Source organism: Aedoeadaptatus nemausensis (assembly GCF_903819165.1).
Classification (GTDB): Bacteria; Bacillota; Clostridia; order Tissierellales; family Peptoniphilaceae; genus Aedoeadaptatus; species Aedoeadaptatus nemausensis.
Genome location: NZ_CAIJCS010000016.1, coordinates 117,999 through 141,486 on the forward strand (window position 1 = coordinate 117,999; position 23,488 = coordinate 141,486).

The 23,488-nt window shown below is 47.2% G+C and carries 18 protein-coding genes; 16 read left to right on the forward strand and 2 right to left on the reverse strand.

Features of this window, described 5'->3' with window-relative positions; all coding sequences use genetic code 11:
- The first annotated feature begins 17 nt into the window (after positions 1-17).
- The 4 genes from PEPTYR26121_RS04100 (at position 18) to PEPTYR26121_RS04115 (ending at position 4,482) form a co-directional block, all read left to right on the forward strand.
- Complete coding sequence (locus tag PEPTYR26121_RS04100) at positions 18-1,577, forward strand: acyl CoA:acetate/3-ketoacid CoA transferase (RefSeq protein WP_180499503.1); 1,560 nt, start codon at positions 18-20, stop codon at positions 1,575-1,577.
- Positions 1,574-2,332 (forward strand): enoyl-CoA hydratase/isomerase family protein, encoded by a 759-nt coding sequence (locus tag PEPTYR26121_RS04105; protein WP_180499505.1) that lies wholly within the window; start codon positions 1,574-1,576, stop codon positions 2,330-2,332. The genes PEPTYR26121_RS04100 and PEPTYR26121_RS04105 overlap by 4 nt, the downstream gene beginning before the upstream one ends.
- 8 nt (positions 2,333-2,340) lie before the next feature.
- Positions 2,341-2,796 (forward strand): MaoC/PaaZ C-terminal domain-containing protein, encoded by a 456-nt coding sequence (locus PEPTYR26121_RS04110; protein ID WP_180499507.1) that lies wholly within the window; start codon positions 2,341-2,343, stop codon positions 2,794-2,796.
- Positions 2,797-2,931: 135 nt separating this feature from the next.
- A complete protein-coding gene (locus tag PEPTYR26121_RS04115; RefSeq protein ID WP_180499509.1) occupies positions 2,932-4,482 on the forward strand; it encodes an acyl CoA:acetate/3-ketoacid CoA transferase in 1,551 nt (516 codons plus the stop codon).
- Positions 4,483-4,514: 32 nt separating this feature from the next.
- On the opposite strand, the gene PEPTYR26121_RS04120 is transcribed toward PEPTYR26121_RS04115, so the two are convergent.
- Entirely contained in the window at positions 4,515-6,026 is a 1,512-nt protein-coding gene (locus PEPTYR26121_RS04120; protein WP_180499511.1) for a class I adenylate-forming enzyme family protein, read from the reverse strand.
- Between the two features lie 385 nt (positions 6,027-6,411).
- Here PEPTYR26121_RS04120 and PEPTYR26121_RS04125 point away from each other — a divergent pair, with 385 nt between their 5' ends.
- From PEPTYR26121_RS04125 to PEPTYR26121_RS04175, 11 genes are all read left to right on the forward strand, one after another.
- Complete coding sequence (locus PEPTYR26121_RS04125) at positions 6,412-7,071, forward strand: GntR family transcriptional regulator (RefSeq protein ID WP_180499513.1); 660 nt, start codon at positions 6,412-6,414, stop codon at positions 7,069-7,071.
- A 74-nt stretch (positions 7,072-7,145) separates the two neighbouring features.
- Entirely contained in the window at positions 7,146-8,390 is a 1,245-nt protein-coding gene (locus PEPTYR26121_RS04130; protein ID WP_180499515.1) for a CaiB/BaiF CoA transferase family protein, read from the forward strand.
- Between the two features lie 29 nt (positions 8,391-8,419).
- Positions 8,420-9,205, forward strand: coding sequence for an acyl-CoA dehydratase activase (locus PEPTYR26121_RS04135; RefSeq protein WP_281359981.1), 786 nt, complete (start codon positions 8,420-8,422; stop codon positions 9,203-9,205).
- Positions 9,206-9,218: 13 nt separating this feature from the next.
- A complete protein-coding gene (locus PEPTYR26121_RS04140; protein WP_281359982.1) occupies positions 9,219-10,481 on the forward strand; it encodes a 2-hydroxyacyl-CoA dehydratase subunit D in 1,263 nt (420 codons plus the stop codon).
- 2 nt (positions 10,482-10,483) lie between these two features.
- A complete protein-coding gene (locus PEPTYR26121_RS04145) occupies positions 10,484-11,602 on the forward strand; it encodes a 2-hydroxyacyl-CoA dehydratase subunit D (RefSeq protein WP_180499517.1) in 1,119 nt (372 codons plus the stop codon).
- Between the two features lie 125 nt (positions 11,603-11,727).
- Positions 11,728-12,717: a 2-hydroxyacid dehydrogenase gene (locus PEPTYR26121_RS04150; RefSeq protein ID WP_180499519.1), complete on the forward strand. Its 990-nt coding sequence runs from the start codon at positions 11,728-11,730 to the stop codon at positions 12,715-12,717.
- A 48-nt stretch (positions 12,718-12,765) separates the two neighbouring features.
- Positions 12,766-14,142, forward strand: coding sequence for a branched-chain amino acid transport system II carrier protein (gene brnQ, locus PEPTYR26121_RS04155; RefSeq protein WP_180499521.1), 1,377 nt, complete (start codon positions 12,766-12,768; stop codon positions 14,140-14,142).
- A 33-nt stretch (positions 14,143-14,175) separates the two neighbouring features.
- Positions 14,176-15,363, forward strand: coding sequence for a pyridoxal phosphate-dependent aminotransferase (locus tag PEPTYR26121_RS04160; RefSeq protein WP_180499523.1), 1,188 nt, complete (start codon positions 14,176-14,178; stop codon positions 15,361-15,363).
- A gap of 286 nt (positions 15,364-15,649) precedes the next feature.
- Positions 15,650-16,789, forward strand: coding sequence for an acyl-CoA dehydrogenase family protein (locus PEPTYR26121_RS04165; protein WP_180499524.1), 1,140 nt, complete (start codon positions 15,650-15,652; stop codon positions 16,787-16,789).
- Positions 16,790-16,808: 19 nt separating this feature from the next.
- Positions 16,809-17,603, forward strand: a complete 795-nt coding sequence (locus PEPTYR26121_RS04170) for an electron transfer flavoprotein subunit beta/FixA family protein (RefSeq protein ID WP_180499526.1) — start codon at positions 16,809-16,811, stop codon at positions 17,601-17,603.
- 12 nt (positions 17,604-17,615) lie between these two features.
- Positions 17,616-18,620: an electron transfer flavoprotein subunit alpha/FixB family protein gene (locus PEPTYR26121_RS04175; RefSeq protein ID WP_180499527.1), complete on the forward strand. Its 1,005-nt coding sequence runs from the start codon at positions 17,616-17,618 to the stop codon at positions 18,618-18,620.
- A 352-nt stretch (positions 18,621-18,972) separates the two neighbouring features.
- Here the strand turns inward: PEPTYR26121_RS04175 and PEPTYR26121_RS04180 are convergent, their stop codons facing one another.
- Positions 18,973-20,157 carry an aminotransferase-like domain-containing protein gene (locus tag PEPTYR26121_RS04180; protein ID WP_180499529.1) on the reverse strand — a complete coding sequence of 395 codons (1,185 nt, stop codon included), beginning with the start codon at positions 20,155-20,157 and terminating at the stop codon, positions 18,973-18,975.
- Between the two features lie 381 nt (positions 20,158-20,538).
- Here PEPTYR26121_RS04180 and PEPTYR26121_RS04185 point away from each other — a divergent pair, with 381 nt between their 5' ends.
- Positions 20,539-23,421, forward strand: a complete 2,883-nt coding sequence (locus PEPTYR26121_RS04185) for a DNA methyltransferase (RefSeq protein WP_246285892.1) — start codon at positions 20,539-20,541, stop codon at positions 23,419-23,421.
- Positions 23,422-23,488: the final 67 nt, after the last annotated feature.

A 23,488-nucleotide genomic window follows, 5' to 3' on the forward strand; every position in this document is an offset into this window, starting at 1 on the left:
AATAGAAAGGATGTACAATGAAACGTATTAATGCAAAGCAGGCGGCTGAACTGATACGTGATGGGGACGGTCTGATCGTATCGGGATTTCTTCTCCAAACCACGCCTTCCGAGATTTTAACCGCTATAGGCGAACGCTTTTTAGAAGAGGGAAGCCCGAAAAACCTGACGGTTCTTCAAGCGGCGGGTATTGGGAACAATAGCGACGAGGGGATTTACGAAATTTCCCATCCCGGCATGATTAAGCGCTATATCACCGGCCACTTTGCCAATAATCAGCGGCTGATCGATCAAGCGAATGCCAACGAAGTCGAAGCGTATAACTTCCCCCAAGGGGTCGTCTCTAAAATGTATCGCAACATCGCCTCCGGCTTTAACGGCGACATCACAAAAGTGGGTCTGAAAACTTTCTGCGATCCTCGTCTGGAAGGCGGGAAGATCAATTCCGCAGCGAAGGAGGATTTAGTCGAACTTCTGGAAGTAGGCGGCGAAGAATTCCTTTATTACAAAGCACCGAAAATCGATGTAGCCGTTATTCGCGGCACCACCGCCGATGAGCAGGGCAATATCACCTTCGAAGAAGAGTCCTCAGTCGTCGATGCGCGGGAAATCGCCATTGCGGCAAAGGCGAGCGGCGGAAAGGTTATCGTTCAGGTAAAATATTTGGCCGATTCCAAATCCGTTAATCGCAACGACGTCATCATTCCGGGCATCTTTGTCGATTACGTCGTATTGAGCGAGCAACCGGAAACGAAACATCGTCAAACGCCGGCAAACTTTTACGATCCGGCCATCGCCGGGCAAAGCCGTGTCATTATGGAACAGAGCGCGAGCTATCCTCTAAATGAACGTAAGGTTATCGCTCGACGCGCCGCCATGGAGCTCCGTCCGGGAGATGTAGTTAACCTGGGCATCGGTATTCCCGAGGTAGTAGGAACCGTCGCCAATGAAGAAGGCTTCGGCGACGAGATTATCCTTACTCTGGAAGACGGCATGATCGGCGGCATTCCTTTAGGAGGCGCCAACTTCGGTTCGGCGGTTAACGCCATGGTAGGCCTTCCCATGAATCAGCAATTCGACTTCTATAATGGCGGCGGACTGGATTGTGCCTTCTTGGGCTTTGCCGAAGTCAACAGTAAGGGAGATATTAATGTCAGCAAATTCGGCGATCGTATAGCCGGTTGCGGTGGTTTTATCGATATCTCCCAATCTACTGAAAATATTTATTTCTGCGGTACTCTTACGGCCGGCGGTTTGAAAGAACGGATAGAAGACGGAAAGCTTATTATCGAGCAGGAAGGTAAGCGTAAGAAATTCTTAAAGTCTCTGGACCAAATCACTTACAGTGCCGATTACGGCTTGGAAAACGGACAAAACGTGACTTTCATTACCGATCGCTGCGTTATGAAGCCCTCGGAAAAAGGTCTCGTCATTACGGAAGTGGCGCCGGGCGTGGATATTCAAAAGGATATTATCGATCAAATGGAATTTGATCCCGTCGTGGCGGACGATGTTAAGACCATGGACCTTTCAATTTTTGAAGATAATCTAATGAATCTTAAGGAGCGATTTGCATGATCGATTTAAAAATAGAAGAGCGCATCGCCACCGTAATCTTTAATCGACCGGAAGCGATGAACGCCCTTAACAGTGAGATGTTGGAGGCTCTCGAAGAGGTCGTCGACCGCATCGAGAGAGAAGATGTCCGCGCCATTATCTTTACGGGAGCGGAGAAGGCTTTTATCGCCGGCGCCGATACGAAAGAGATGGAGAACTTACGAGGTATGGAAGTGGCGAAGTTTTCGAAAAAAGGACAAGATCTCTTCCGCCGCATCGAAACCATGAGCATCCCCACCATCGCCGCTATTAACGGTTACGCCTTCGGTGGAGGCGTAGAATTTGCCCTGGCATGCGATCTCCGTATCGCATCGGAAAAAGCGAAGATGGCTTTTCCCGAAGTAAGCCTCGGCATTACACCGGGATTTTCCGGAACTCAACGCTTGCCCCGCGTCATCGGGCGAATGAACGCCATGTACATGCTTTTAACCGGCGACACTATCGACGCTCATAGGGCGAAAGAATTCGGCCTCGTTCTCGAAGTGGCAGCGCCGGAGGATTTAATGGACAGAGCCATGGCGCTTGCAAAATCCATTGTGAAAAACTCAAAGACCGCGGTGGCCATGGCCAAAGAAATGGTGGATCGAGGGTTGGATATGACATTGGACGGCGGAATCGCCCTCGAAAATGCCATGAACGCCACGATCTTCGGCACGCCGGATCAAATAGAGGGAATGGCGGCTTTCCGCGAAAAACGCCCCGCCCGGTTTGAATAGGAGGAGCTATGAGTTACGAACCTAAAGGATTGTATTTAGAAGAATTTGAAATCGGGAAGGTTTATGTTTCACAAGGAAGAACTATTACAGAGGCCGATGTAGTAAACTTCGCCGGCCTTTCGGGAGACTTCAATGTATTGCACACTAATGACGAGTTTGCCAAAACCGGACCCTTTAAAGAACGGGTCGCCCACGGCATGCTCGGCGCATCGATTATGACAGGGCTATCTAATATGCTCGGCATATTCGACGGCACTACCATCGCCTTTTTAGAGCTCACCATTCGTTATAAGAGCCCCCTTCGTATCGGCGACACGGTCCACTTGGAAGTGGAGCCGGTCGAGGTGAAGCATTCGTCCAAACCGGGAAGAGGTATCGTGAACTTCGAAGCGCGCCTCGTCAATCAGGACGGCGTCTTGATTACGGAATCGCCTTGGACGATTATGATGAAGGCAAAAGAATAGCATATAGTTGGTCACAGCAGATGTCGGCATTGCCGGCATCTTTTTTTGTTCGAGATTTGCGAATTGACATTTTTCTCTCTTCCGTTACACTTAAAATGACTGAATACTTAAGATTAATAAGACCGGAGGTTTTTTATGAACAGAATCACGGCGGCGGAAGCTGCCAAGCTTATTGAAGATGGCGACACCCTTGCCGTGAGCGGTTTTTTACTCGCCACGACTCCCAGCGCGATTTTGCGCGCTATCGGCGAGCGGTTTCTGGAAGAGGGCGCGCCGCGGAATATGACCCTTCTTCAGGCGGCAGGTACGGGAAATAACGGCGACGAGGGGATTATGGAAATTTCCCACCCGGGCATGGTGAAGCGCTACATGACCGGCCACTTTGCGCGAAATCGCAGGCTGGAAGCTCAGGCCTTGGATCACGCCATCGAGGCCTATAATTTCCCCCAAGGGGTCTTGTCGAAAATGTACAGGGCTCTCTCCGCAGGTCAAAAGGGCGTACTTACAAAAATTGGCCTCCACACTTTCTGCGATCCGCGCCGGGGCGGCGGAAAGCTTACGGATATCACCACGGAAGATTTGGTGGAGCTGACGGAAGTGGCGGGGGAGGAGTATTTATTTTACAAGGCACCATCCCTCGACGTGGCCATTATTCGGGGCACTACCGCCGATGAAAAGGGTAATATTACCATGGAGGAAGAATCCAATATTATCGACGCGCGGGAGATCGCCATGGCGACGAAGGCCTGCGGCGGCAAGGTAATCGTCCAGGTAAAATACCTCGCCGACTCCAAATCTTTAGATCGAAATGACGTGGTGATTCCCGGAGTTTTGGTGGATCACGTGGTTTTATGCGAGGATCCGGAGAAGACCCATCGCCAAACGGTGGCGAATTTTTACGACCCGGCCATTGCCGGCCACGTGAAGGTTTCCGCCAAGCCGGAAAGTCACTTTCCCTTAAATGAGCGAAAGATCATCGCCCGTCGAGCGGCCATGGAAATCCGCCCGGGAGATGTGGTGAATTTAGGTTATGGCATGCCCGAGGTAGTGGGCATCGTCGCCAATGAAGAGGGCATGGGCGAGGAGATTACTTTGACCCTGGAGTGCGGCATTTTAGGCGGCATTCCCTTAGGGGGACCGAATTTCGGATCGGCTCTTAACGCCGACGCTAATTTTCCCATGAGCCAAATGTTTGATTTTTACAATGGCGGCGGATTGGACAGCGCCTTTTTAGGTTTCGCCGAAGTAAACCCCATGGGCGACATTAATGTGAGCCATTTCGGCGGGCGCTTTGCCGGCTGCGGAGGCTTTATCGACATTTCTCAGCCTACGAGGCGAGTGTTTTTCGTAGGCACTCTAACCTCCGGCGGTCTAGTGGAATCAGTAAGAGACGGAAAGCTCGTTATCGAGCGGGAAGGGTCGCGTAAAAAGTTTATGAAGTCTATCGAACAGACCACTTTTAACGCAGCTTACGGACTGGAAAAAGGACAGGACATTACCTTTATCACCGATCGCTGCGTCATGAAGCCCACGGAAAAGGGACTGATGATTACAGAAATTGCCCCGGGAATCGACATCCAAAGAGATATTTTGGATCAAATGGATTTTGCGCCCATTGTGAGCGAGGAGCTCATCGAAATGGATCCCCGTATTTTCAGAGAAGAGACAATGAACTTAAGAGCATAAAAAGAGAGATCCCCGGAGGGATCTCTTTTTGATTAACGCAAATGCTGCTTCATCCAACAGAGCAGGGCTTTGTCGTCGATTTTCCCCGTTCCGTTAGCGGGGAGGGCGTCGTGAATGACGATGTATTTCGGCATTTTGTAGCGCACGAGCCTTTCCGCTAAGTGTTTGCGAATAGCCTCTTCAGCTTCTTTCGAATTTCGGTCGTCTCTCAGGGACACATTTAGGCAAACTTCCTCGCCCATAATGGGATCTTTTTGCGCCAAGGCCCGTGCCTGATCGATATAGTCCAATTCTTTGACGACATTTTCGATTTCGATGGCGGAAATATTTTCGCCGCCGCGAATAATAATATCCTTCGTGCGGCCGGAAATGTAGAGATGGCCCTTTTCATCGAGAAGGCCGATGTCGCCGGTGCAAAGCCAGTCTTTTTCCGTGTAGGTATTTTTGCCGTTAATATAGCCCTTCATCACATTTTTTCCCCGCACGACGATATTGCCCGCCTCACCTACGGGAAGGGGCTTGCGATCGTTGTCGACAATGGCGATTTCGCAGTCGTCGATCACCGTACCTACGCTTACCGATGCAGTTTCGTCGTCTTCGCTCGGACGGACCACCGTAATGGCGGGGGAAGTTTCCGTCTGGCCGTAAGATTGGGTCAGGTGCTTCATACCGAAGCCTTCTTTAATGGCCAGATATTCCCGTGCCGTTAGGGGAGAGCCTGCCACTATGCCGGAGCGGAGAGAGGACAGATCGTAGTGGCCGAGGTCGTTGTGGCGCATGGCCACGAGAAACAGGGCCGGTACGCCGTTAAAGACTGTAATGTGATATTGAGCGATGCTCGCCAGTAAGTGGGAGGATTTTGTGCTGTCCAAAATTGTGAGCTTTGCGCCGGCCATTAAGGCGCAAAGGGTGGTGGCGGACAAGCCGAAGCAATGGAAGAGGGGAACGCTCAGTAAGAAATTATCCCCGCCGTTCCAGCCCATGATTTCGGACACTTTGGCGGCATTATGTAAAAGATTAATATGAGTGAGTTGCACGCCCTTCGGAACCCCTGTGGTTCCGGAGGTTAAGAGGATGCAGGCCACATCTTCCGGTTGGTTATGAATTTTAAGAGTAAGCAGATGGGAGTACTGATAGCCCCGATTTGTATAGAGAACCGTATACTCTTTCGATATTTTGTGGATATTTTTTATCTGCTGCGCATAGTCGTGAAATTCGTTGGTTACTACGTACTTCGCTCCGACGATGTCCATGATCTGAGCGATTTCCGAGGTGGTGTAGGAGGGGTTGACGGGGACGGTGACGGCGCCGAGCATTTGCAGGCCGAAAAAGGCGAAGAGCCAGTCGGCGGAATTTTTCCCCATAATCAGAACATGATCTCCTCGTTTCACGCCGCTCGTGGCAAAGTAGGCGGCAAAGGAAAGGGAAATATTATGTAAATCTTCGTAAGTATAGGATTTATTTTTGTGAATAATGGCGACATTTTGCGGATGTTTATTTCTCCACTCAAAAGGCATGCAGCCGATCGTTTTATAATAGTCCATCAAAACCTCCGGAAAAACGGGACGCAGAAATTATTTTACTAAGCGCCACGTGGCTATGAATACTAGTATACAAGAATTACTTTACTACAAAATAAAAAATTATCAAGTAAAAATGTAAAAAAACAAACGATTTATTTTTGAGAAAAAGGATTTGCAGATACAAAACAATAAAAAAACAAGGAAAACTATTTCACGTACTACTAATGGAAGGGCAAGAATATACAAAAAGTTAAGGAAGGGTTATAAATGTGTAAATAACAGGACTCCAAAGATATTAACAAAGTATATTTTGGGAAAAACTTCGTTTGTTAATTTTTATAAAATGTTCTTGCAATTGTTTTTCCAAAATAGTAGACTAGTACACAAGAAGGAGACAAGTGTAGAAATGAAGATGAACTCTTATGCTTTGTACGACGACTTGCTCCGGCGAATTATCGACCTTTCTCTTTATCCCGGAATGCAACTCAGCGAAAACGCCGTCAGCACCGAGTATAATGTTTCAAGGTCCGTCGTTCGCGGAGCCTTTGCACGACTTGTTGAAAGCAATCTTTTGAAGGTGTATCCACAAAGGGGAACCTATGTCAGCCTCGTGAACCTAAACTACATACAAAAGGCGTTATTCATCCGCGCAGCAGTAGAAAAAGAAGTTTTGAGGCGTTTTATGACGGGGCCTCTTCCGAGAGAGAGCATCATCGAGAAGATGGAGCTGAATCTTCAAGCGCAGCGCGAGTTTGTCGGCGAGAAGAAGTACGTTGAAAACTTCCGTCTCTTGGACGAACAGTTTCACAACTACATTCTCGCAGGAAATGATTCCGAAGACATTCTTCATTTACTGGACCAGCATCTTCTTCACATTGCGCGCTGGCGTAATATTTACGTCGACAGCGGCGTTTACCTGGCGACGCTCGTCGATCAGCACGAGAAAATTTTGGAAGCCGTGAAATCAAACGATCTCGAAGCCGCTCTATCGGCGACGGACATTCACATCAATACGGTGCACGAAATGGTCGTGGAGGACCCGGAGTTTTCAGATTTTTTCGAGTAGCTGAATTGTTAAGTATTAGTTTTGTCAAACACTTCTTCTGCCCAGGCAGAGCGTGACTTGAAAGGATGGATTAGATGACAGAAAGCAAAAAACTTCTAGAAGGTGTGAAAGTTGTCGAATTGGCTACTTTCATCGCAGCAGCAACCACCGGTCGCTTTTTAGCTGACCTCGGCGCAGATGTAATTAAGGTTGAACGTTCCGGCGGCGACCCCTTACGCTACACCGCTCCTTCTGAAGGAAGACCTTTGGATATGCATGAAAACACGACGTGGGAACTTGAAAACGGAAACAAGAGATGTATCTCCATCGACACCCGCGGGGAAGAAGGAAAAGAAGTCCTCTTTAAGTTACTTGAAGATGCCGATGTGTTAATTACGAACTGGCGTACGAGAGCATTGGAAAAAGCAGGCCTCGACTACGAAACACTTAAGGAGAAATTCCCGAAACTTGTCTACGGTATGTGTACAGGTTACGGCGAATTCGGCCCCGACAGAAACCTTCCCGGTTTCGACTTTACAGCCTTCTTCGCACGTGGCGGTTATCTCGAAACCTTAAGACAACGTGACGGCGTCCCCATGAACGTCGTACCGGGCGTAGGCGACCACAACGTCGGTATGAACCTTGCCGCCGGTATCTTAGCCGCTCTTTACCACGCAAAAATGACCGGTAAGGGCGAAAAGGTTGAAACGAGCTTATTTGAAACGGCAGTTTTCAACATGGGCATGATGGTTCAAGCAGCTCAATATACCGATCACGGCGAAAAATACCCGATCAATATTAAAGAATCTCCGAACCCCTTCTTGGCTTGCTGGAGAAGTAAAGATGACCGCTACGTACAAACCTGTATGCCGGACTACAACACTTACTTCGAAAAGTTCATGACCGCTCTGGGTCTTACGGAATTCTTAGGCGACGACAAGGATAAATACTTCCCGGTTCAAAACCTGATCGAAAACAAATTAGGTCCCGATCTGTACGACGCCATTATGGAACGTTTCGGAACGAAGGACTACGCCGAGTGGAAAGAAATCTTAACCGATGCGGACATTCCCTTCGCCCTCGCTCAAAACTGGGAAGAAATTCTCGAAGACGAACAAGCATGGGCTAACGACTGCTTCCGCAAGATGGAATACCCGAGCGGCGAACGTATCCTCGTCAATCAACCGGTGCGCTACACCGAAATGGGCAAGACTCCCTATGAAAAGGGTCCCCTTATCGGCGAACACACCACCGAAATTCTTAAAGAACTCGGCTACGACGACAAGAAGATCGACGAGCTTTACGAAAGCAAAATCGCTTACGAATGGGAAGACAAATAGTTTAAGTTTTAATTAGTAAGGATGGAAAAGTGGATATTATAACCATGGGCATCGACATCGGCTCCACCTCTTCAAAAGCTGTAATTTTGAAAAACGGAGAAGATGTCTTAGCAAAAGAAGTGGTAAGTCTTGGCGCCGGAACGACAGGTGCCAAACAGGTAATCGATTTAGTGCTCGATAAAACCGGGGTAAAGCGCGAAGAGATAGACTATATCGTCGCCACAGGTTACGGCAGAAACTCTTTTAAAGATGCCGATAAAACCATGAGCGAATTAAGTTGTCACGCAAAGGGTGGAGTTTATCTCTTCGGCGATATCGGCACCATCGTCGATATCGGCGGCCAAGATATTAAGGCGCTGGCCATTCGAGACGGCATGTTACAAAACTTCCTAATGAACGACAAATGTGCTGCAGGCACCGGCCGTTTTCTCGAAGTTATGGCCAATGTCTTAGATGTAAGTATTGATGATTTGGGAGATTTGGATGCACAGGCTACGGAAAAAGCTTCTATCAGCTCGACCTGTACGGTCTTTGCGGAATCGGAAGTTATTTCGGCTCTGGCAAAGGATATTTCCATCCCGAACATCGTGCGCGGTATTCATGCTTCCGTCGCTACTAAAGTCGCAGGTCTTGCGCGGCGCGTCGGCTTGAAAAAGCCCGTCGCCATGACCGGCGGCGTCTCTAAAAACCCCGGAATTGTACGTGCATTGGAAAACGAGTTGGACTGCGAAATTAAAGTTTCAAAGGATTCGCAATTAGCAGGTGCCTTCGGCGCCGCACTCTATGCCTTTGAAGAATGTAAAAAACAGAGTTAAGGAAGGATTGAGTATGTCTAAAGAATCGTTAAAAGAAAGAGAAGCCCAAATAAGAGAGCAATATAAAGATGTGCCGCCTGCAAAAATGATCGGCATGATCGCCGGCCAAGGCTATAAAGACGCCATGGCGGCAAAAGAAGCCGGTGAACCTGTAGGTTGGTGTGCATCGAACTTCCCCCAAGAAATTCTGGAAACATTGGACATTAAGGTCGTTTATCCGGAAAACCACGCGGCAGCTGTAGCAGCTAAAGGCGGCGGGGAAAGAATGTGTAATGTAGCGGAAGACAACGGCTACTCCAACGACATCTGCGCTTACGCCAGAATCTCCATGGCGTACACGGAAGAAACCGATATTCCCGAACTCAACATGCCGCAACCGGACTTTGTCGCATGCTGTAACAATATTTGTAACTGCATGATCAAATGGTATGAAAACCTCGCGAGAGATTTAGATGTACCCTTTATCATGATCGACGTTCCCTACAACAACGAATACGAAGCCGGATCCGACCGCGTAGATTACTTAAAGGGACAATTCGACGTGGCTATTAAACAACTGGAAGAAATTTCCGGTAAAAAATGGGATCAAGAAAAATTCGAAGAAGTCATGGATATCTCCGCCAGAACCGGTAGAGCATGGCTCGACGCTACATCTTATTCCAAATACACTCCCTCTCCCTTCAGCGGATTCGACATTTTCAACCACATGGCCGTTGCCGTTTGTGCGAGAGGTAAGTTAGAATCGGCTATCGCATTCGAACGCTTAGCTGAAGAATTCGACGAAAAAGTTAAAAAAGGCGAATCCGGCTTTAAGGGCGAAGAAAAATACCGCATCATTTTCGAAGGTATCGCTTGCTGGCCTCATCTACGTCACACCTATAAAGGCCTTCAAGGTCAAGGCGTCAACGTCGTCGGTACCGTTTATGCCGATGCATTCGGTTACGTTTACGACAACACGAGAGAACTTATGGAAGCTTATTGCGCAACACCGAACGCCATCAGCTACGAACGTTCCCTCGATATGCGCTTGAAACTTGCGGAAAACAACAATGTCGACGGCATGCTCGTTCACATCAACCGTTCCTGCAAACAATGGAGTGCTATTTCTTACGAAATGGAAAGAGACTTCAGAGAAAAGACCGGCCTCCCCACGGCAACCTTCGACGGCGACCAAGCCGACCCGAGAAACTTCTCCGAGGCACAATACGACACACGTGTTCAAGGCCTTATCGAAGTTATGGAAGCCAACAAACAAAAGAAATCTAAGGAGGCATAAAAGTGACAGCGGTAGATCTTATTCAATCATTAAATACAGATGTATTAAAAGCCATCGACCATTATGTGGATGAAGGCAAAAAAGTAATCGGTATTTCCGCTCCGGGCGTCGTTCCCGAAGAAATCATTCACGCAGCAGGCCTCGTACCCGTTACCGTTTGGGGCGCCGAAGGTGAAGTCGTAGAAGCTAAGGAATACTTCCCGGCATTCTACGCATCCATTATCTTGAGAACCATGGACTTAGGTCTTCAAGGCAAATTGGACAAACTTTCCGGTATGGTCATTACCAACTTGAGCGACGGTTTAAAAGGTTTCAGCCAAAACTGGAAACGGGCTATTCCCCAAGTACCCATGCTCTACATCCCCTACGGCCAAAACCGTAAGATCGAAGCGGGTATCGAATACAACGCTCGCCAATTCGGCCACTTAAAAGATAATCTCGCTGAAATCGCCGGAAAAGACATTTCCGACGACGCTATCGAAGAAGCGATTAAGCTTTACAACGAACATAGAAAAGCTATGCTCGAATTTAACGCCTTGGCAGCTAAACACTTAAATAGCATTACGCCTTTACTTCGCAACCGCGTCTTTGCAAGTGCTTACTGCTACGCAAAAGATGAACACCTTGCGAAAGTTAAGGAAATCAACGAAGCCCTTAAGGCAATGCCCGAAGAGGACTTCAAAGGTAAAAAAGTCGTTACGACCGGTATTCTCGTAAACTCCGAAGACATCCTTAAAATCTTCGAAGAATTCAACTTCGGCATCGTAGACGACAACGTACTCCACGAAAGTTTACAATACGAAGCACAAGTCAAAGAAGGAACGGGCAACCCCCTTCACGCATTGGCACAAGCTTTCGCCGACATCGAAGGCAACACCTTCGTATTCGACGAAAAGAAATTAAGAGGACCGATTATCGCGAAAAAAGTGAAAGAATCGGGAGCTGCCGGCGTCATCTACTTAATGACGAAATTCAGCGACACCGACGAATTCGACTACCCGATCCTTCGCGACGATCTTCAAAAAGAAAACATCCTCTTGAATATGGTAGAAGTAGACCAACAAATGGTCAGCTTCGAACAAGCTAAGACTGCATTACAAACTTTTGCAGACATGCTCTAAGTTATATACGGTGGTCCGTGTATATAAATTGTTTAACCGCTCCCAAAAAGGGAGCCGGTTAAACTGTTAGGTGTAGGAAAACTATTTCACTGAAAAAAAGAAGGGTTCTGAAAAAGGAGGACAAAATGTTAAAGATCAGAAGTACCTGTAACAAGAACTATGTTGAAAAATTCGGCGTGGAAAGACCGGCTGAATGGGACTACCAATACATCAACTACCCCTGCAGCGACGAAGAATTAGTCGAACAATGTAAAGATGCAGACGTTATCCACTGCGGACCCGTAGACTATATCCGTAAAGAAGTCATCGACAAATTGGAAAATGTAAAACTTATCCAATCTTTAGGCGTAGGCTTCGACAAAATCGACCTTGAAGCAGCTAAAGAAAAGGGAATCTACGTATGTAACAACCGCGGCGTCAACGCTCGCCCCGTAGCAGAACTTGCCGTTACCCACATGTTGACCAGCCTTCGCAGAATGCCCGAAGCCGACATGAAGATCAAACAAAACGGTGCAGCAGGCTTTAGAGAAAGCTACAAAGAATACACCGAAAAAGGACAAGTCGAAATGGGTTCCCGTACCGTCGGTCTTATCGGCCTCGGCGCTATCGGTCACGAAGCTGCAAAACTGTTAAAACCCTTCGAATGCAAAATGTACTACTATGACGTTGTCCGTCAAGAAGACTTCGAAAAAGAATACGGCGTAGAATACGCTACTCTCGACGAAATCTACGAAAAATGCGACATTATCTCTTACCACGTACCCGTACTCGATTCTACTCGCGGCATGATCAACAAAGAAGCCATCGATAAAATGAAAAAAGACGCTATTATCGTAAACGTAGCGCGCGGTGACTTAATGAACAACGCCGATGTTGCAGAAGCCCTTAACGCAGGTAAAATCTACGTCGCAATGGACGTTATCGCTCCGGAACCCCCGAAGGATGACGACCCCTTATTCAGCTTAAACGAAACCGGCTTGGCACGTTTCTCCATTACGCCTCACATTGCCGGAACCACCGACGATTCCTTCATGCGTATGAGCCAATGGTCCTATGACAATATGAAGCGTATCGAAGACGGTGAAAAACCGATTAACATCGTAAACGGTCTGTAATCTAAACTCAGGCTAATCACAAACGTCCGAAAGGACGAAGGAGTGCTTATGGAAATTAAAAGAAAAGACATAATCGTCTGCGGTTTTGCCCTGTTCGCCATCTTCTTCGGCGCAGGCAATATGATCTTCCCGCCCTATCTAGGCGTACTCGCCGGCGACCGTTGGTTTACAGCGGCAATCGGCTTCCTCATGTCCGACCCCGTACTACCTATTCTAGGCGTTATCGTTACCGCTCAACTGGGCGGTCGCGCCATCGACCTCGGTAAACGCGTCGGCTGGAAATTCTCAGCGGTCATCTCCGCCATCTGTATCTTGATTATCGGCCCCTTCTTTGCCGTACCGAGAACAGGCGCTACGACCCACGAAATGTTCGTCGCACCGAACCTTCCCGCCGTTCCTGTGGTCGTTACATCCGTTGTATTCTTTGCATTAACTCTTTACCTCGTATTAAATCCAGGTAAAGTACTCGACTACATCGGCCAATTCTTGACGCCGGGACTGCTCATTATCTTGGCAGTCATCGCCGTCGTGGCCATCGTAAATCCGCCGGGACCGGCCATTACGACCGACGCACCGGATCTCTTCAAAATGAGCTTTAAAGAAGGTTACCAAACCATGGACGCTCTCGGTGCATCCCTCATGAGTGGTATCGTCTTAACCGACCTTATCCGCAGAGGCTATACGGACGAAGCGACACAAGTAAAAGCGAGCATCCAAATCGGTATTATCGCTTTCATCTGCTTGGCCCTCGTTTACGGCTCCCTGACCTATGTCGGATCCACTGTAAGCTCTATGTTTACACCGGATATGGACCGTACCGCCATCTTACTCGGCACCGTCGAAACTCTACTCGGTCACGTAGGACGCTTCCTACTGGGCTTAGGCGTAGCCTTGGCATGCTTAACCACATCCACAGGCCTTATCTCTACTTGCGGTAACTTCTTCAGTGATGTAACCAATGGAAAACTTCCCTATAAAAAGGTCGTTACTGTGGCTACCATCGTTGCCTTTGCTATTTCCCTACTGGGTGTAGAAGGCATTATCAACATTGCAGTTCCCGTACTGACAGCTGTATTCCCCATCGTCATCTGCTTAATTCTTCTCTCCATCTTTGATAAAAAGATCAAGTACAATGGCGTATTTATCGGCGGCGTTATCGGTGCCGGCCTTGTCGGCATCATCCAAGCCATCAACCTGTTCTCTCAAATGCAAGGTGGAAACGCTCTCGGCAGCCTCGCTGAAAAAGTAGCGAACTTCCCCTTAGGAAACTTTGCCTTTGAATGGCTGATTCCCGCACTCGTATGTGCCGTAATCGGCGGCCTTCTCGGTAAATTTGCAAACTTCGGCGGCACCCGCGAAGATGTTTACCGCGAACAAGCTATCCGCGAAGAGAAAAGAGCAAAAGAACTGAAAGAAAACGCATAAACCTTATATTTTATAAAAAAAGGAGCATCTATTATGGCGAATAAAAAAATGACATCCCTCGGCAAACAAAAATCCGTTATCCGCGAACTCGCAGGATTTGGCGCCGAACGTGCAAAAGTTGTAGGACCCGAAAATGTATTGAACTTCTCCATCGGTAACCCCAGTGTTCCCGCACCGAAGGAAGTACAAGAAGCCATTATCGAGCTTACCAAAAACGAAAAACCCCAAGCAGTTCACAGCTACTCTGCAGGTAACGGTTTTGAATCGACACGTCAAGCCATCGCCGAAAATTTAAACAAACGTTATGGCACCGACTATGACGCAAGTAACCTTTACATGACTTGCGGTGCTGCAGCATCTTTGAACATCTCCCTTGCAGCTCTTATCGAAGAACCCACAGATGAAGTTGTCGTATTGGCACCCTTCTTCCCCGAATACACCGTCTTTATCGAAAGCCAAGGCGGTAAAATGGTACTCGTCGAAGCTCGCGACGACATGCAACTTCACGCTGAAGACGTTGAAAAAGTTCTTACGGAAAACACACGTGCCGTCTTGATCAACACACCGAACAACCCGGCAGGCGTTATCTATTCGAAAGAAGCTTTAGAAGAATTAGCAGCTGTTCTCGAAAAGAAGAGCAAAGAAATCGGTCACCCGATCTACATCCTAAGCGACGAACCCTACCGCGAACTCGTACTCGTCGACGATGCTGAAGTTGCATGGGTACCCAGCATCTACGACAACACCGTCGTATGCTACAGCTGGTCCAAATCCCTATCTCTTCCCGGCGAACGTATCGGCTACATCCTCGTTCCAAACACTGTTGAAGATAAAGACTTAATGCCCGCAGTCGGCGGTGCAGGCCGCTCCTTAGGCTTCGTATGTGCTCCGACCTTAATGCAAAAAGTTATCGAACGCTGCGTCGATGTCGAACCCGATGTAGAAGTTTATAAAAAGAACAGAGACCTTCTCTTTGACGCATTAACCGAAATCGGCTACCAAGTCGCCAAACCGGCAGGTGCTTTCTACCTCTTCATTAAATCTCCGGACGGAGACAGCGAAACCTTCTCCGAACGTGCAAAAGAATACGACATGCTCGTCGTACCCGGCACCGGCTTCGGCTCCAAAGCCTTTATGCGCTTGAGCTACTGCGTCGATACGGAAACCTGCGAAAAATCGATCCCCATCTTCAAAGAAATGATGGAAAAATACTACAGCTAATTCCATAAGAAGAGTCTGTAAGTATTGATAAATGCAAATCCGGACCCCTTTAAAATGTCCGGATTTTTGCATTTATTGCTTGTTAAGTTAATACTTATGCGTTATACTGGTATACAAGAAGGTTTTCATTTCCTTCGCTGTGACCAAATCTATAGTAGACAGTAGTATTTAGCGAATGCGTTATGTGAATGTGAAAAATTTTTCCAATAAAAGGAAAACGTATTATATTCACTCAGCATCGCCGGGCGTACGCAAGGCGTACATAACCTACAAATAGGAGGAAAACATGGAATTTAAGCAAGAGCACAAATTAATTCGCGATCTCGCTGCTAAATTTGCAGATCAAGAATTAACCGATGAAGTACTCGATGCAGCAGAAGAAACGGGCTGTCTCGACCTCGATATCGTCCGCAAAATGGGCGAAGCAGGATTTTTCGGCATTAAGACACCGAAGGAATATGGCGGAGCAGGCGGCGATCACGTATCCTACGTTATCGTTATGGAAGAAATCGCAAAACGCAGTGCAGTAGCCAGTGTTTTCGTATCGAGCCCGAACTCCCTTTGCGGTTCACCGATTCAATTGAGCGGTACCCCCGAACAAAAAGAAAAGTACTTAAGCAAGATCGCTACAGGCGAACTTACCTTCTGCTTCGGCTTAACCGAACCGGGAGCAGGTTCCGACGCCGGCGGCACCAAAACCACGGCTGTTTTAGATGGTGACGAATGGGTTCTTAACGGACGTAAAACCTTTATCACCGGTGCGCCCATCGCCGATTACGGTGTAATTTATGCCAAAACCGATACGACGGCAAAAGGCAGCGCAGGCATTACAGCATTTATCGTCGACTTAAAGAGCGAAGGCGTTTCCTTCGGTAAACCCGAAGAAAAAATGGGTATCATCGGCTGCCCCACCTCCGACATCGTACTCGAAAATGTCCGCGTACCGAAAGAAAATATGCTCGGTAAAGAAGGCAAGGGCTTTACGAACGCTATGAAGACCTTGGACGTCGGCCGTATCGGTATCGCCGCTCAATCCATCGGTGTTGCAGAAGCCGCTCTTGAAGAAGCCATTAAATTTGCTAAAGAACGTGTTCAATTCGGTCGTCCCATTGCAAAACTTCAAGGCATCAGCTTTAAGATCGCAAGAATGGCTGCTAAATTAGAAGCTGCAAAACTTCTCGTTTACGAAGCGGCAGCTGCTAAAGACAGAGGCGAAGACGCATCCAAGCTTTGCTCCATGGCAAAATATTTCTGTGCCGAAACCTGTAACGAAATCGTCTACGACGCCCTTCAAGTACACGGCGGTTACGGCTACATTAAAGATTACAAAATCGAACGCCTTTACAGAGATGCGCGCATTACCTCCATCTACGAAGGTACCAGCGAAATTCAACTTCTCGTTATCGGCAGTCAACTTTTGAAATAAGAGGAATCAGGAGGTTATCATGAACATAGTGGTATGTATTAAACAAGTACCTGACACGACCGAGGTTCGTTTGGATCCGAAAACCAATACTTTGATCCGCGAAGGCGTCCCCAGCATTATCAACCCGGACGACTTATCCGGCTTGGAAGTAGCCCTTCGCATTAAGGACAAAGATCCCGAAAACGTAAAAGTATACGCTCTTTCCATGGGTCCGAACCAAGCGGAATACGCCCTTCGCGAAGCCCTCGCCATGGGTGCTGACGAAGCGATTCTCGTAAGTGACAGAGCCTTCGGTGGTGCCGACACTTGGGCAACTTCCTGTACGATTACAGCCGCCATCGAACACATCGACTACGATTTGGTCATCGCAGGACGTCAAGCAATCGACGGCGACACCGCGCAAGTCGGCCCTCAAATTGCAAGACACTTGAACATCCCGGCTATCTCCTATGCTGAAGATGTCGATGTAGAAGGCGATAAAGTTATCGTAAAACGTCAATTCGAAGACCGCTACCATATCTTGGAAGCTGAAATGCCGATCCTCATTACGACCCTTGCAGAATGTGCTCAACCTCGTTACATGACCATTCGCGGTATTTATGAAGCACAAGAAAAAGACATTACCGTTTGGGGCCTCAAAGACATTGAAGATAAACTCGACTTGTCGAATATCGGTCTAAAAGGATCGCCGACCCGCGTTAAAAAATCCTTCCCGAAAGAAGGAAAGGCTGCCGGCGTATTACTCAACGACTTATCCGCTGATGAAGCTGCACAAGCTATTCTTGCTAAATTAAAAGAAAAATACATCATTTAAGGGGAGGACCAAATGAGTAAAGATATATACGTATTTATCGAACAAAGAGATAACAAACTTGAAAAAGTAGGTATCGAACTACTCGGCAAGGCGAGAGAACTTGCCGATGACCTCGGTCAAGAAGTAGTGGGCATGTTAATCGGCGAAAACGTAAAAGAAGAAGCTGAAGTCTTATTCCGCCACGGCGCCGACAAAGTCATTGTCGTAGAAGACCCGAGACTTAAAGAATACCTAAGCGAAGATTACGCCGACATGGTATACGGCATCATCGAAAAATACGAACCTGAAATCGTATTATTCGGCGCTACCTCCATCGGTCGCGACCTTGCACCGAACCTTGCAGCTCGCGTTCACACCGGTCTTACCGCCGACTGTACAAAACTTGAAATCGACCCCGAAAGCAAACTTCTTATGATGACTCGTCCGGCATTCGGCGGTAACTTAATGGCTACCATCGTCTGCGAAGACTTCCGTCCCCAAATGGCCACGGTACGTCCCGGCGTTATGCCCAGTATCGAAGTCGAAAAGACCGACGGCGAAGTTATCGAAGACAAATTCGAATTTTCGCATAAAGAACCCGTCGTTCGTTTAAAAGAAGTGCTTAAAATCGAAAGCTCCAAAAAAGACATTACCGAAGCCAATATCCTTATTTCCGGCGGTCGCGGCATGGGCGGCCCGGAAGGTTTCGATACTTTAAACGGCCTTGCAAAAGAACTTGGCGCAGAAATCGCATCCTCCAGAGCCGCAGTCGACTCCGGCTGGATCGAAAAATCGCAACAAGTCGGACAAACCGGTAAAACCGTACGTCCCGAACTTTACTTGGCACTGGGTATTTCCGGAGCCATCCAACACTTGGCAGGTATGGAAGATTCCGACCTTATCATCGCCGTTAACAAAGACGATGGCGCACCCATCTTCGACGTAGCGGATCTCGGTGTCGTCGGCGACTTAAACGCCATCGTGCCCAAGCTTGAAGAACTCGTTCGTAAAGAAAGAGAACTAAGCGAACAACTGTAAACCCAAAGATATACAGTCAAAGACCTCCTTCGGGAGGTCTTTTTTTATGGCAAAAACGATGGCGACAAAAGACAACGACTATTTCGCAGAGGCAACACTTTCGCTCGTTATGAGTGATTGTTTCGGGGGGCTGATGCACAGAATGTCACAAAAATAAAAATGATGCATCGGCAGACTGTGTTGCAGGCGTATTGGCGGGCACGCCCCTACGAATTGAGAGGAGGAACCCCTTCGTCCGTTATACATAGAAAGGCGAAGAAAATATAAAAGAGCCCGATTTATATCGAGCTCTTATTGAAGGTCGGAAAGAACTATAAAAACAGCCCCTTCCGAGGAAAGGGCTGCTCATATTTTATTTAACGGCGTCGTGTAAAACTTCGCCTAAGCGCTTAATACCTTCTTCGATTTTATCTTCAGGCATGCAGCTGTAGTTTAAGCGGAAGTGGTTTTCTTCCGGGCTTTCAGGATAGAAAGCGCCGCCGGGTACGAAGGCAACTTTCTTTTCGATGGCTTTTACTGCGATATCGCGAGCATTTAAGCCTTCGGGTAAGCTGACCCATAGGAAGAGGCCGCCTTCGGGATTGGTGAAGGTAACTTCTTCGGGGAAGTATTTCTTCATAGCGTCGACCATGATGTTTTTACGTTTGCCGTATACTTCGATGATCTTTGCAATGTGTTCTTCGAGATCGTTGTCGTCTAAGAATTGAGACAGGATCATTTGAGTGGTGGTAGAGGTTTGAAGGTCGGCACCTTGTTTAACCATGTTGAACTTTTCGAGAACTTCGGGAGCGGCGTTGAACCAACCGACGCGGATGCCGGGGCTGAAGATCTTGGAGAAAGTACCCATGAAGATGACGCGGTTTTCGGTATCTAAGCTGCGAAGGGAAGGTTGGATTTCGCCTTCGAAACGTAATTCGCCGTAGGGATTGTCTTCAAGGATCATGACATCGTATTTATTGGCAAGTTCGATAAGGCCTTTTCTTCTTTCCAAAGTCCAGGTTTTGCCGGAGGGGTTTTGGAAGTCGGAAATAACGTAGATGAACTTCACATTGTCGTGGTTTTTAAGTTTTTCTTCCAAGTCTTCTAAGATCATGCCGTCTTCGTCGAGGGCAACTTGCAAGAACTTCGGTTCATAAGCCTTAAATGCGTTGAGAGCGCCTAAGTAGGTGGGGCTTTCGACGATAATATAATCGCCCGGATCGATAAGAACTCTGGGAACGAAGTCGAGACCTTGTTGGGAACCGGAAAGAATTTGAATGTCTTCAGGTTTAACATCTTTGCAGCCGACTTTTTTCATGCGGGTAACGCAGTGTTCTCTTAGGCGAGCGTAACCGTCGGTGGGGCCGTATTGAAGGGCGGCGGCGCCGTTATTCTTCATGACTTTATTGGATGCTTCGATCCAAGCGTCGATGGGGAAGAGTTCGGCGGCGGGAAGGCCACCTGCAAACGAGATAATGCTGGGGTCAGCCGTTAAAGCTAAAAGCTCGCGGATTTCAGAAGCTTTTAGATTGTCCATTCTTTTTGCAAATTTAGGCATTAAGAACTCCTTTCGTTCATATAATAGGTTGTAGGGAAACGTTTACGTGTCTATTGTATATCGTGTTTCATTCAAAGTCAATAAGAGTAGTTTGCTAAGATAGAAACAAACAAAGCCCATAATTTAGGGGAGGAGAGAGCTTTTTATATGAGATGAAATTGCAAGGGAAGGCGTGGCGATGAAGACCTGCGGAAGGAAAGAAGAAAGCAAACGATACTCCTCCGATGGGAAAAAAGCAACAGAAGAGATGTTTGTTAATATAAATGAGTGACCTTTCGATCCGGACAGTACTTTTAACTCGAACCTTCAGCATCCCAAAAGGAGTTGACGATTCACCTGAAAGCTCTACCCACTTAAGATATAATACATAATGAGAAAACAATGAGTAAAATTAGAGGAATCGATCGATTCGACGGAAATGATGAAATATTAGAATGGTTTAAGTTCACGAACGGAGAGGATAAAATGACCCTTAACCGGAGCAGGAAACGTGCAGCACAAGAATTTATCGAACGCTGGAAAAACAAAGGCAACGAAAGACAACATAGCCAAGCCTTTTGGCTCGATCTTTTATCTAACGTATACGGAGTGGAAAACCCGTCGGAATACATAACCTTTGAAGACACCGTTATGATGGATCACACGAGCTTTATGGACGGCTACATCGACAAGACGAAAGTATTGATCGAACAAAAGGGAGCTAATAGAAACTTAAACTCCGGCATTCGCCAATCGGATGGCACTTTTCTGACGCCTTTCCAGCAAGCTAAACGTTATTCTGCAAACCTACGCTATTCGAAGCGTCCTCGTTGGATCATTACCTGCAATTTTAAAGAATTCTATATTTACGATATGGAAAACCCCAATGCGGAACCCGCCATATTAAAGCTGGAGGATCTGGACAAAGAATACTATCGCTTGGAAATATTACTGGATAAAACCAACGAGCAAATCGAAAAAGAGACGAAAGTCTCCTTAGAAGCAGGGGAGTTGGTAGGAGAAATCTACAACGAACTCCTAAAACAATACAAAAATCCCGACGATCCCCACAGCCTTCGAAGCATCAATGTATTATGTGTCCGATTAGTTTTTTGTTTTTATGCGGAAGATGCGGAACTGTTCGGATCCCACGGGATGTTCGGCGACTACCTGAAAGATTTCGACGTGCGATTTTTTAGAGACGCCATCATCAATCTATTTAAAGTACTGGATACAAAACCGGAAGACAGAGATCCTTACCTGGATGAAAAACTCGCCCAATTCCCCTACGTCAACGGCGGACTATTTGCCGAAGAAAACATCGAAATCCCCCAATTTAATGAACAATTGCGGGAACTTATTATCAAAAACGCCTGCAGCGATTTCGACTGGTCGGAAATCAGCCCGACCATCTTCGGCGGCGTATTTGAAAGCACATTAAACCCGGAAGAACGCCGATCCGGTGGCATGCACTATACCTCCATCGAAAACATTCACAAAGTAATCGACCCCTTATTTTTAAACGATCTGAAATACGAATTAAACCAAATTAAACAATTAAAACAAAAATCCGCCATCGTAAAACAGGCGAAAGCCTTTCAAAACAAGCTGGCAAACTTGCGGTTTTTCGACCCCGCCTGCGGCTCCGGAAACTTTTTAACGGAAACTTATTTAGAACTGCGCCGTTTGGAGAACGAAGCGATCGTCTTAATACATTCCAATTACACCATTATGATGACCGAAGCCAAAGACGACCATGTTATAAAAGTAAGCCTGGATCAATTTTACGGCATCGAGATCAACGACTTCGCCGTGTCCGTCGCCAAGACGGCTCTGTGGATCGCAGAAAGCCAAATGTTTCAAGAAACGCGAAACAATCTTTTCTTCGATCAGGAATTTCTTCCCCTTAAATCTTCCGCTCATATAAGAGAAGATAATGCCCTTACCTTCGACTGGAAAACTTTCGTGGATCCTTACGAGATCGACTATATAATGGGCAATCCGCCTTTTGTAGGCCATTCCATGCAATCGGAAAAGCAAAAGAAGGAAATGCGGTCGATTTATGTAGATAAGAGCGGAAAAGAATATCGCTTGGCGGGAAAAATCGACTATGTGGCGGGGTGGTTTTTCAAGGCAGCCCAATTTATCGAAAATACGACGATTAAAGTAGCCTTCGTCGCCACCAACTCCATTACACAAGGGGAACAGGTAGAAGGCGTGTGGGAGCCTCTCCATGAGCGATTCCACATTTCTCCGGATTTCGGATATAAGACATTTGCATGGAATAGTGAAACACTTTATAAGGCAAATGTGCATGTGGTCATCGTAGGATTCAGTTACCATAGATCTGAAAAGGGCGAGAAGCTAATTTTTTCAGATAATGGAAGCTTCGAAATAGCAGATGAATTAAACTTTTATTTAAACCCGGGTCCCATTATTTTCGTCAAATCGAGAAGAAAACCGATTTCGAATGTTTCGCCTATGATTTATGGAAACAAACCGACAGATGGCGGACACTTTTTCTTAACGGCAGAGGAAAAAGATGAATTTATAAAGCGTGAGCCCATCACGGCAAACTATATTCACCGCGTCATTGGAGCCAGTGAATTTATTAATAGAACAGAACGCTACTGCTTATGGTTGGCGGGTGTAGCGCCGCAGGAGCTGCGCAAAAGCCGTCTAATTATGGATCGGATAAATAAAGTTAGGGAATTCCGATTGGCGAGCAAGGCAAAGTCTACTGTCAAATTCGCAGATGAGCCCACGCGATTCAAACAGCTGGCGCAGCCGGATACCCCTTATTTAGTCGTGCCGGCGGTTTCCTCGGAGCGCAGACGCTATATTCCCATCGGCTACGAAGATGCTTCAGTTATTGCAACAAACGCCCTTCAAATCGTTCCCGATGCCACCTTGTATGAATTCGGCGTCATCACTTCGAATATTCATATGGCGTGGATGCGTATGTTAGCAGGCAGATTGAAAAGCGATTATAGGTACTCCAATGTATTGGTGTATAATACCTTCCCGTGGCCGGATGTAACGGAAGCGCAGCGGGATAATATTAAAGAAACGGCGCAAAGCATACTCGACGCTCGTGCATTGTACCCCGATGCTTCTTTGGCAGATCTATATGATCCCTTGACTATGCCGCCGGAATTAATTCGCGCCCATCAGGAAAATGACCGCGCGGTGATGTATGCCTATGGCCTAAAACCCGGGAAGGATCTCGAAAGTGACGCCGTCGCACTGCTGATGAAAATGTATGAGGCGCAAGTTACGAAGTAAGGGGATGCATTCCCTGTGAAAGAGGACGTGTGCGGCATTATTTTGTGGCGATCATTTAAAGGTTTGC

Bases quoted from the DNA above. Each gene is read 5' to 3' on its own strand.
- PEPTYR26121_RS04100 (WP_180499503.1), top strand. From the start codon at position 18: ATGAAACGTATTAATGCAAAGCAGGCGGCTGAACTGATACGTGATGGG.
- PEPTYR26121_RS04105 (WP_180499505.1), top strand. From the start codon at position 1,574: ATGATCGATTTAAAAATAGAAGAGCGCATCGCCACCGTAATCTTTAAT.
- PEPTYR26121_RS04110 (WP_180499507.1), top strand. From the start codon at position 2,341: ATGAGTTACGAACCTAAAGGATTGTATTTAGAAGAATTTGAAATCGGG.
- PEPTYR26121_RS04115 (WP_180499509.1), top strand. From the start codon at position 2,932: ATGAACAGAATCACGGCGGCGGAAGCTGCCAAGCTTATTGAAGATGGC.
- PEPTYR26121_RS04120 (WP_180499511.1), bottom strand. From the start codon at position 6,026: ATGGACTATTATAAAACGATCGGCTGCATGCCTTTTGAGTGGAGAAAT.
- PEPTYR26121_RS04125 (WP_180499513.1), top strand. From the start codon at position 6,412: ATGAAGATGAACTCTTATGCTTTGTACGACGACTTGCTCCGGCGAATT.
- PEPTYR26121_RS04130 (WP_180499515.1), top strand. From the start codon at position 7,146: ATGACAGAAAGCAAAAAACTTCTAGAAGGTGTGAAAGTTGTCGAATTG.
- PEPTYR26121_RS04140 (WP_281359982.1), top strand. From the start codon at position 9,219: ATGTCTAAAGAATCGTTAAAAGAAAGAGAAGCCCAAATAAGAGAGCAA.
- PEPTYR26121_RS04150 (WP_180499519.1), top strand. From the start codon at position 11,728: ATGTTAAAGATCAGAAGTACCTGTAACAAGAACTATGTTGAAAAATTC.
- brnQ (WP_180499521.1), top strand. From the start codon at position 12,766: ATGGAAATTAAAAGAAAAGACATAATCGTCTGCGGTTTTGCCCTGTTC.
- PEPTYR26121_RS04160 (WP_180499523.1), top strand. From the start codon at position 14,176: ATGGCGAATAAAAAAATGACATCCCTCGGCAAACAAAAATCCGTTATC.
- PEPTYR26121_RS04165 (WP_180499524.1), top strand. From the start codon at position 15,650: ATGGAATTTAAGCAAGAGCACAAATTAATTCGCGATCTCGCTGCTAAA.
- PEPTYR26121_RS04170 (WP_180499526.1), top strand. From the start codon at position 16,809: ATGAACATAGTGGTATGTATTAAACAAGTACCTGACACGACCGAGGTT.
- PEPTYR26121_RS04175 (WP_180499527.1), top strand. From the start codon at position 17,616: ATGAGTAAAGATATATACGTATTTATCGAACAAAGAGATAACAAACTT.
- PEPTYR26121_RS04180 (WP_180499529.1), bottom strand. From the start codon at position 20,157: ATGCCTAAATTTGCAAAAAGAATGGACAATCTAAAAGCTTCTGAAATC.
- PEPTYR26121_RS04185 (WP_246285892.1), top strand. From the start codon at position 20,539: ATGAGTAAAATTAGAGGAATCGATCGATTCGACGGAAATGATGAAATA.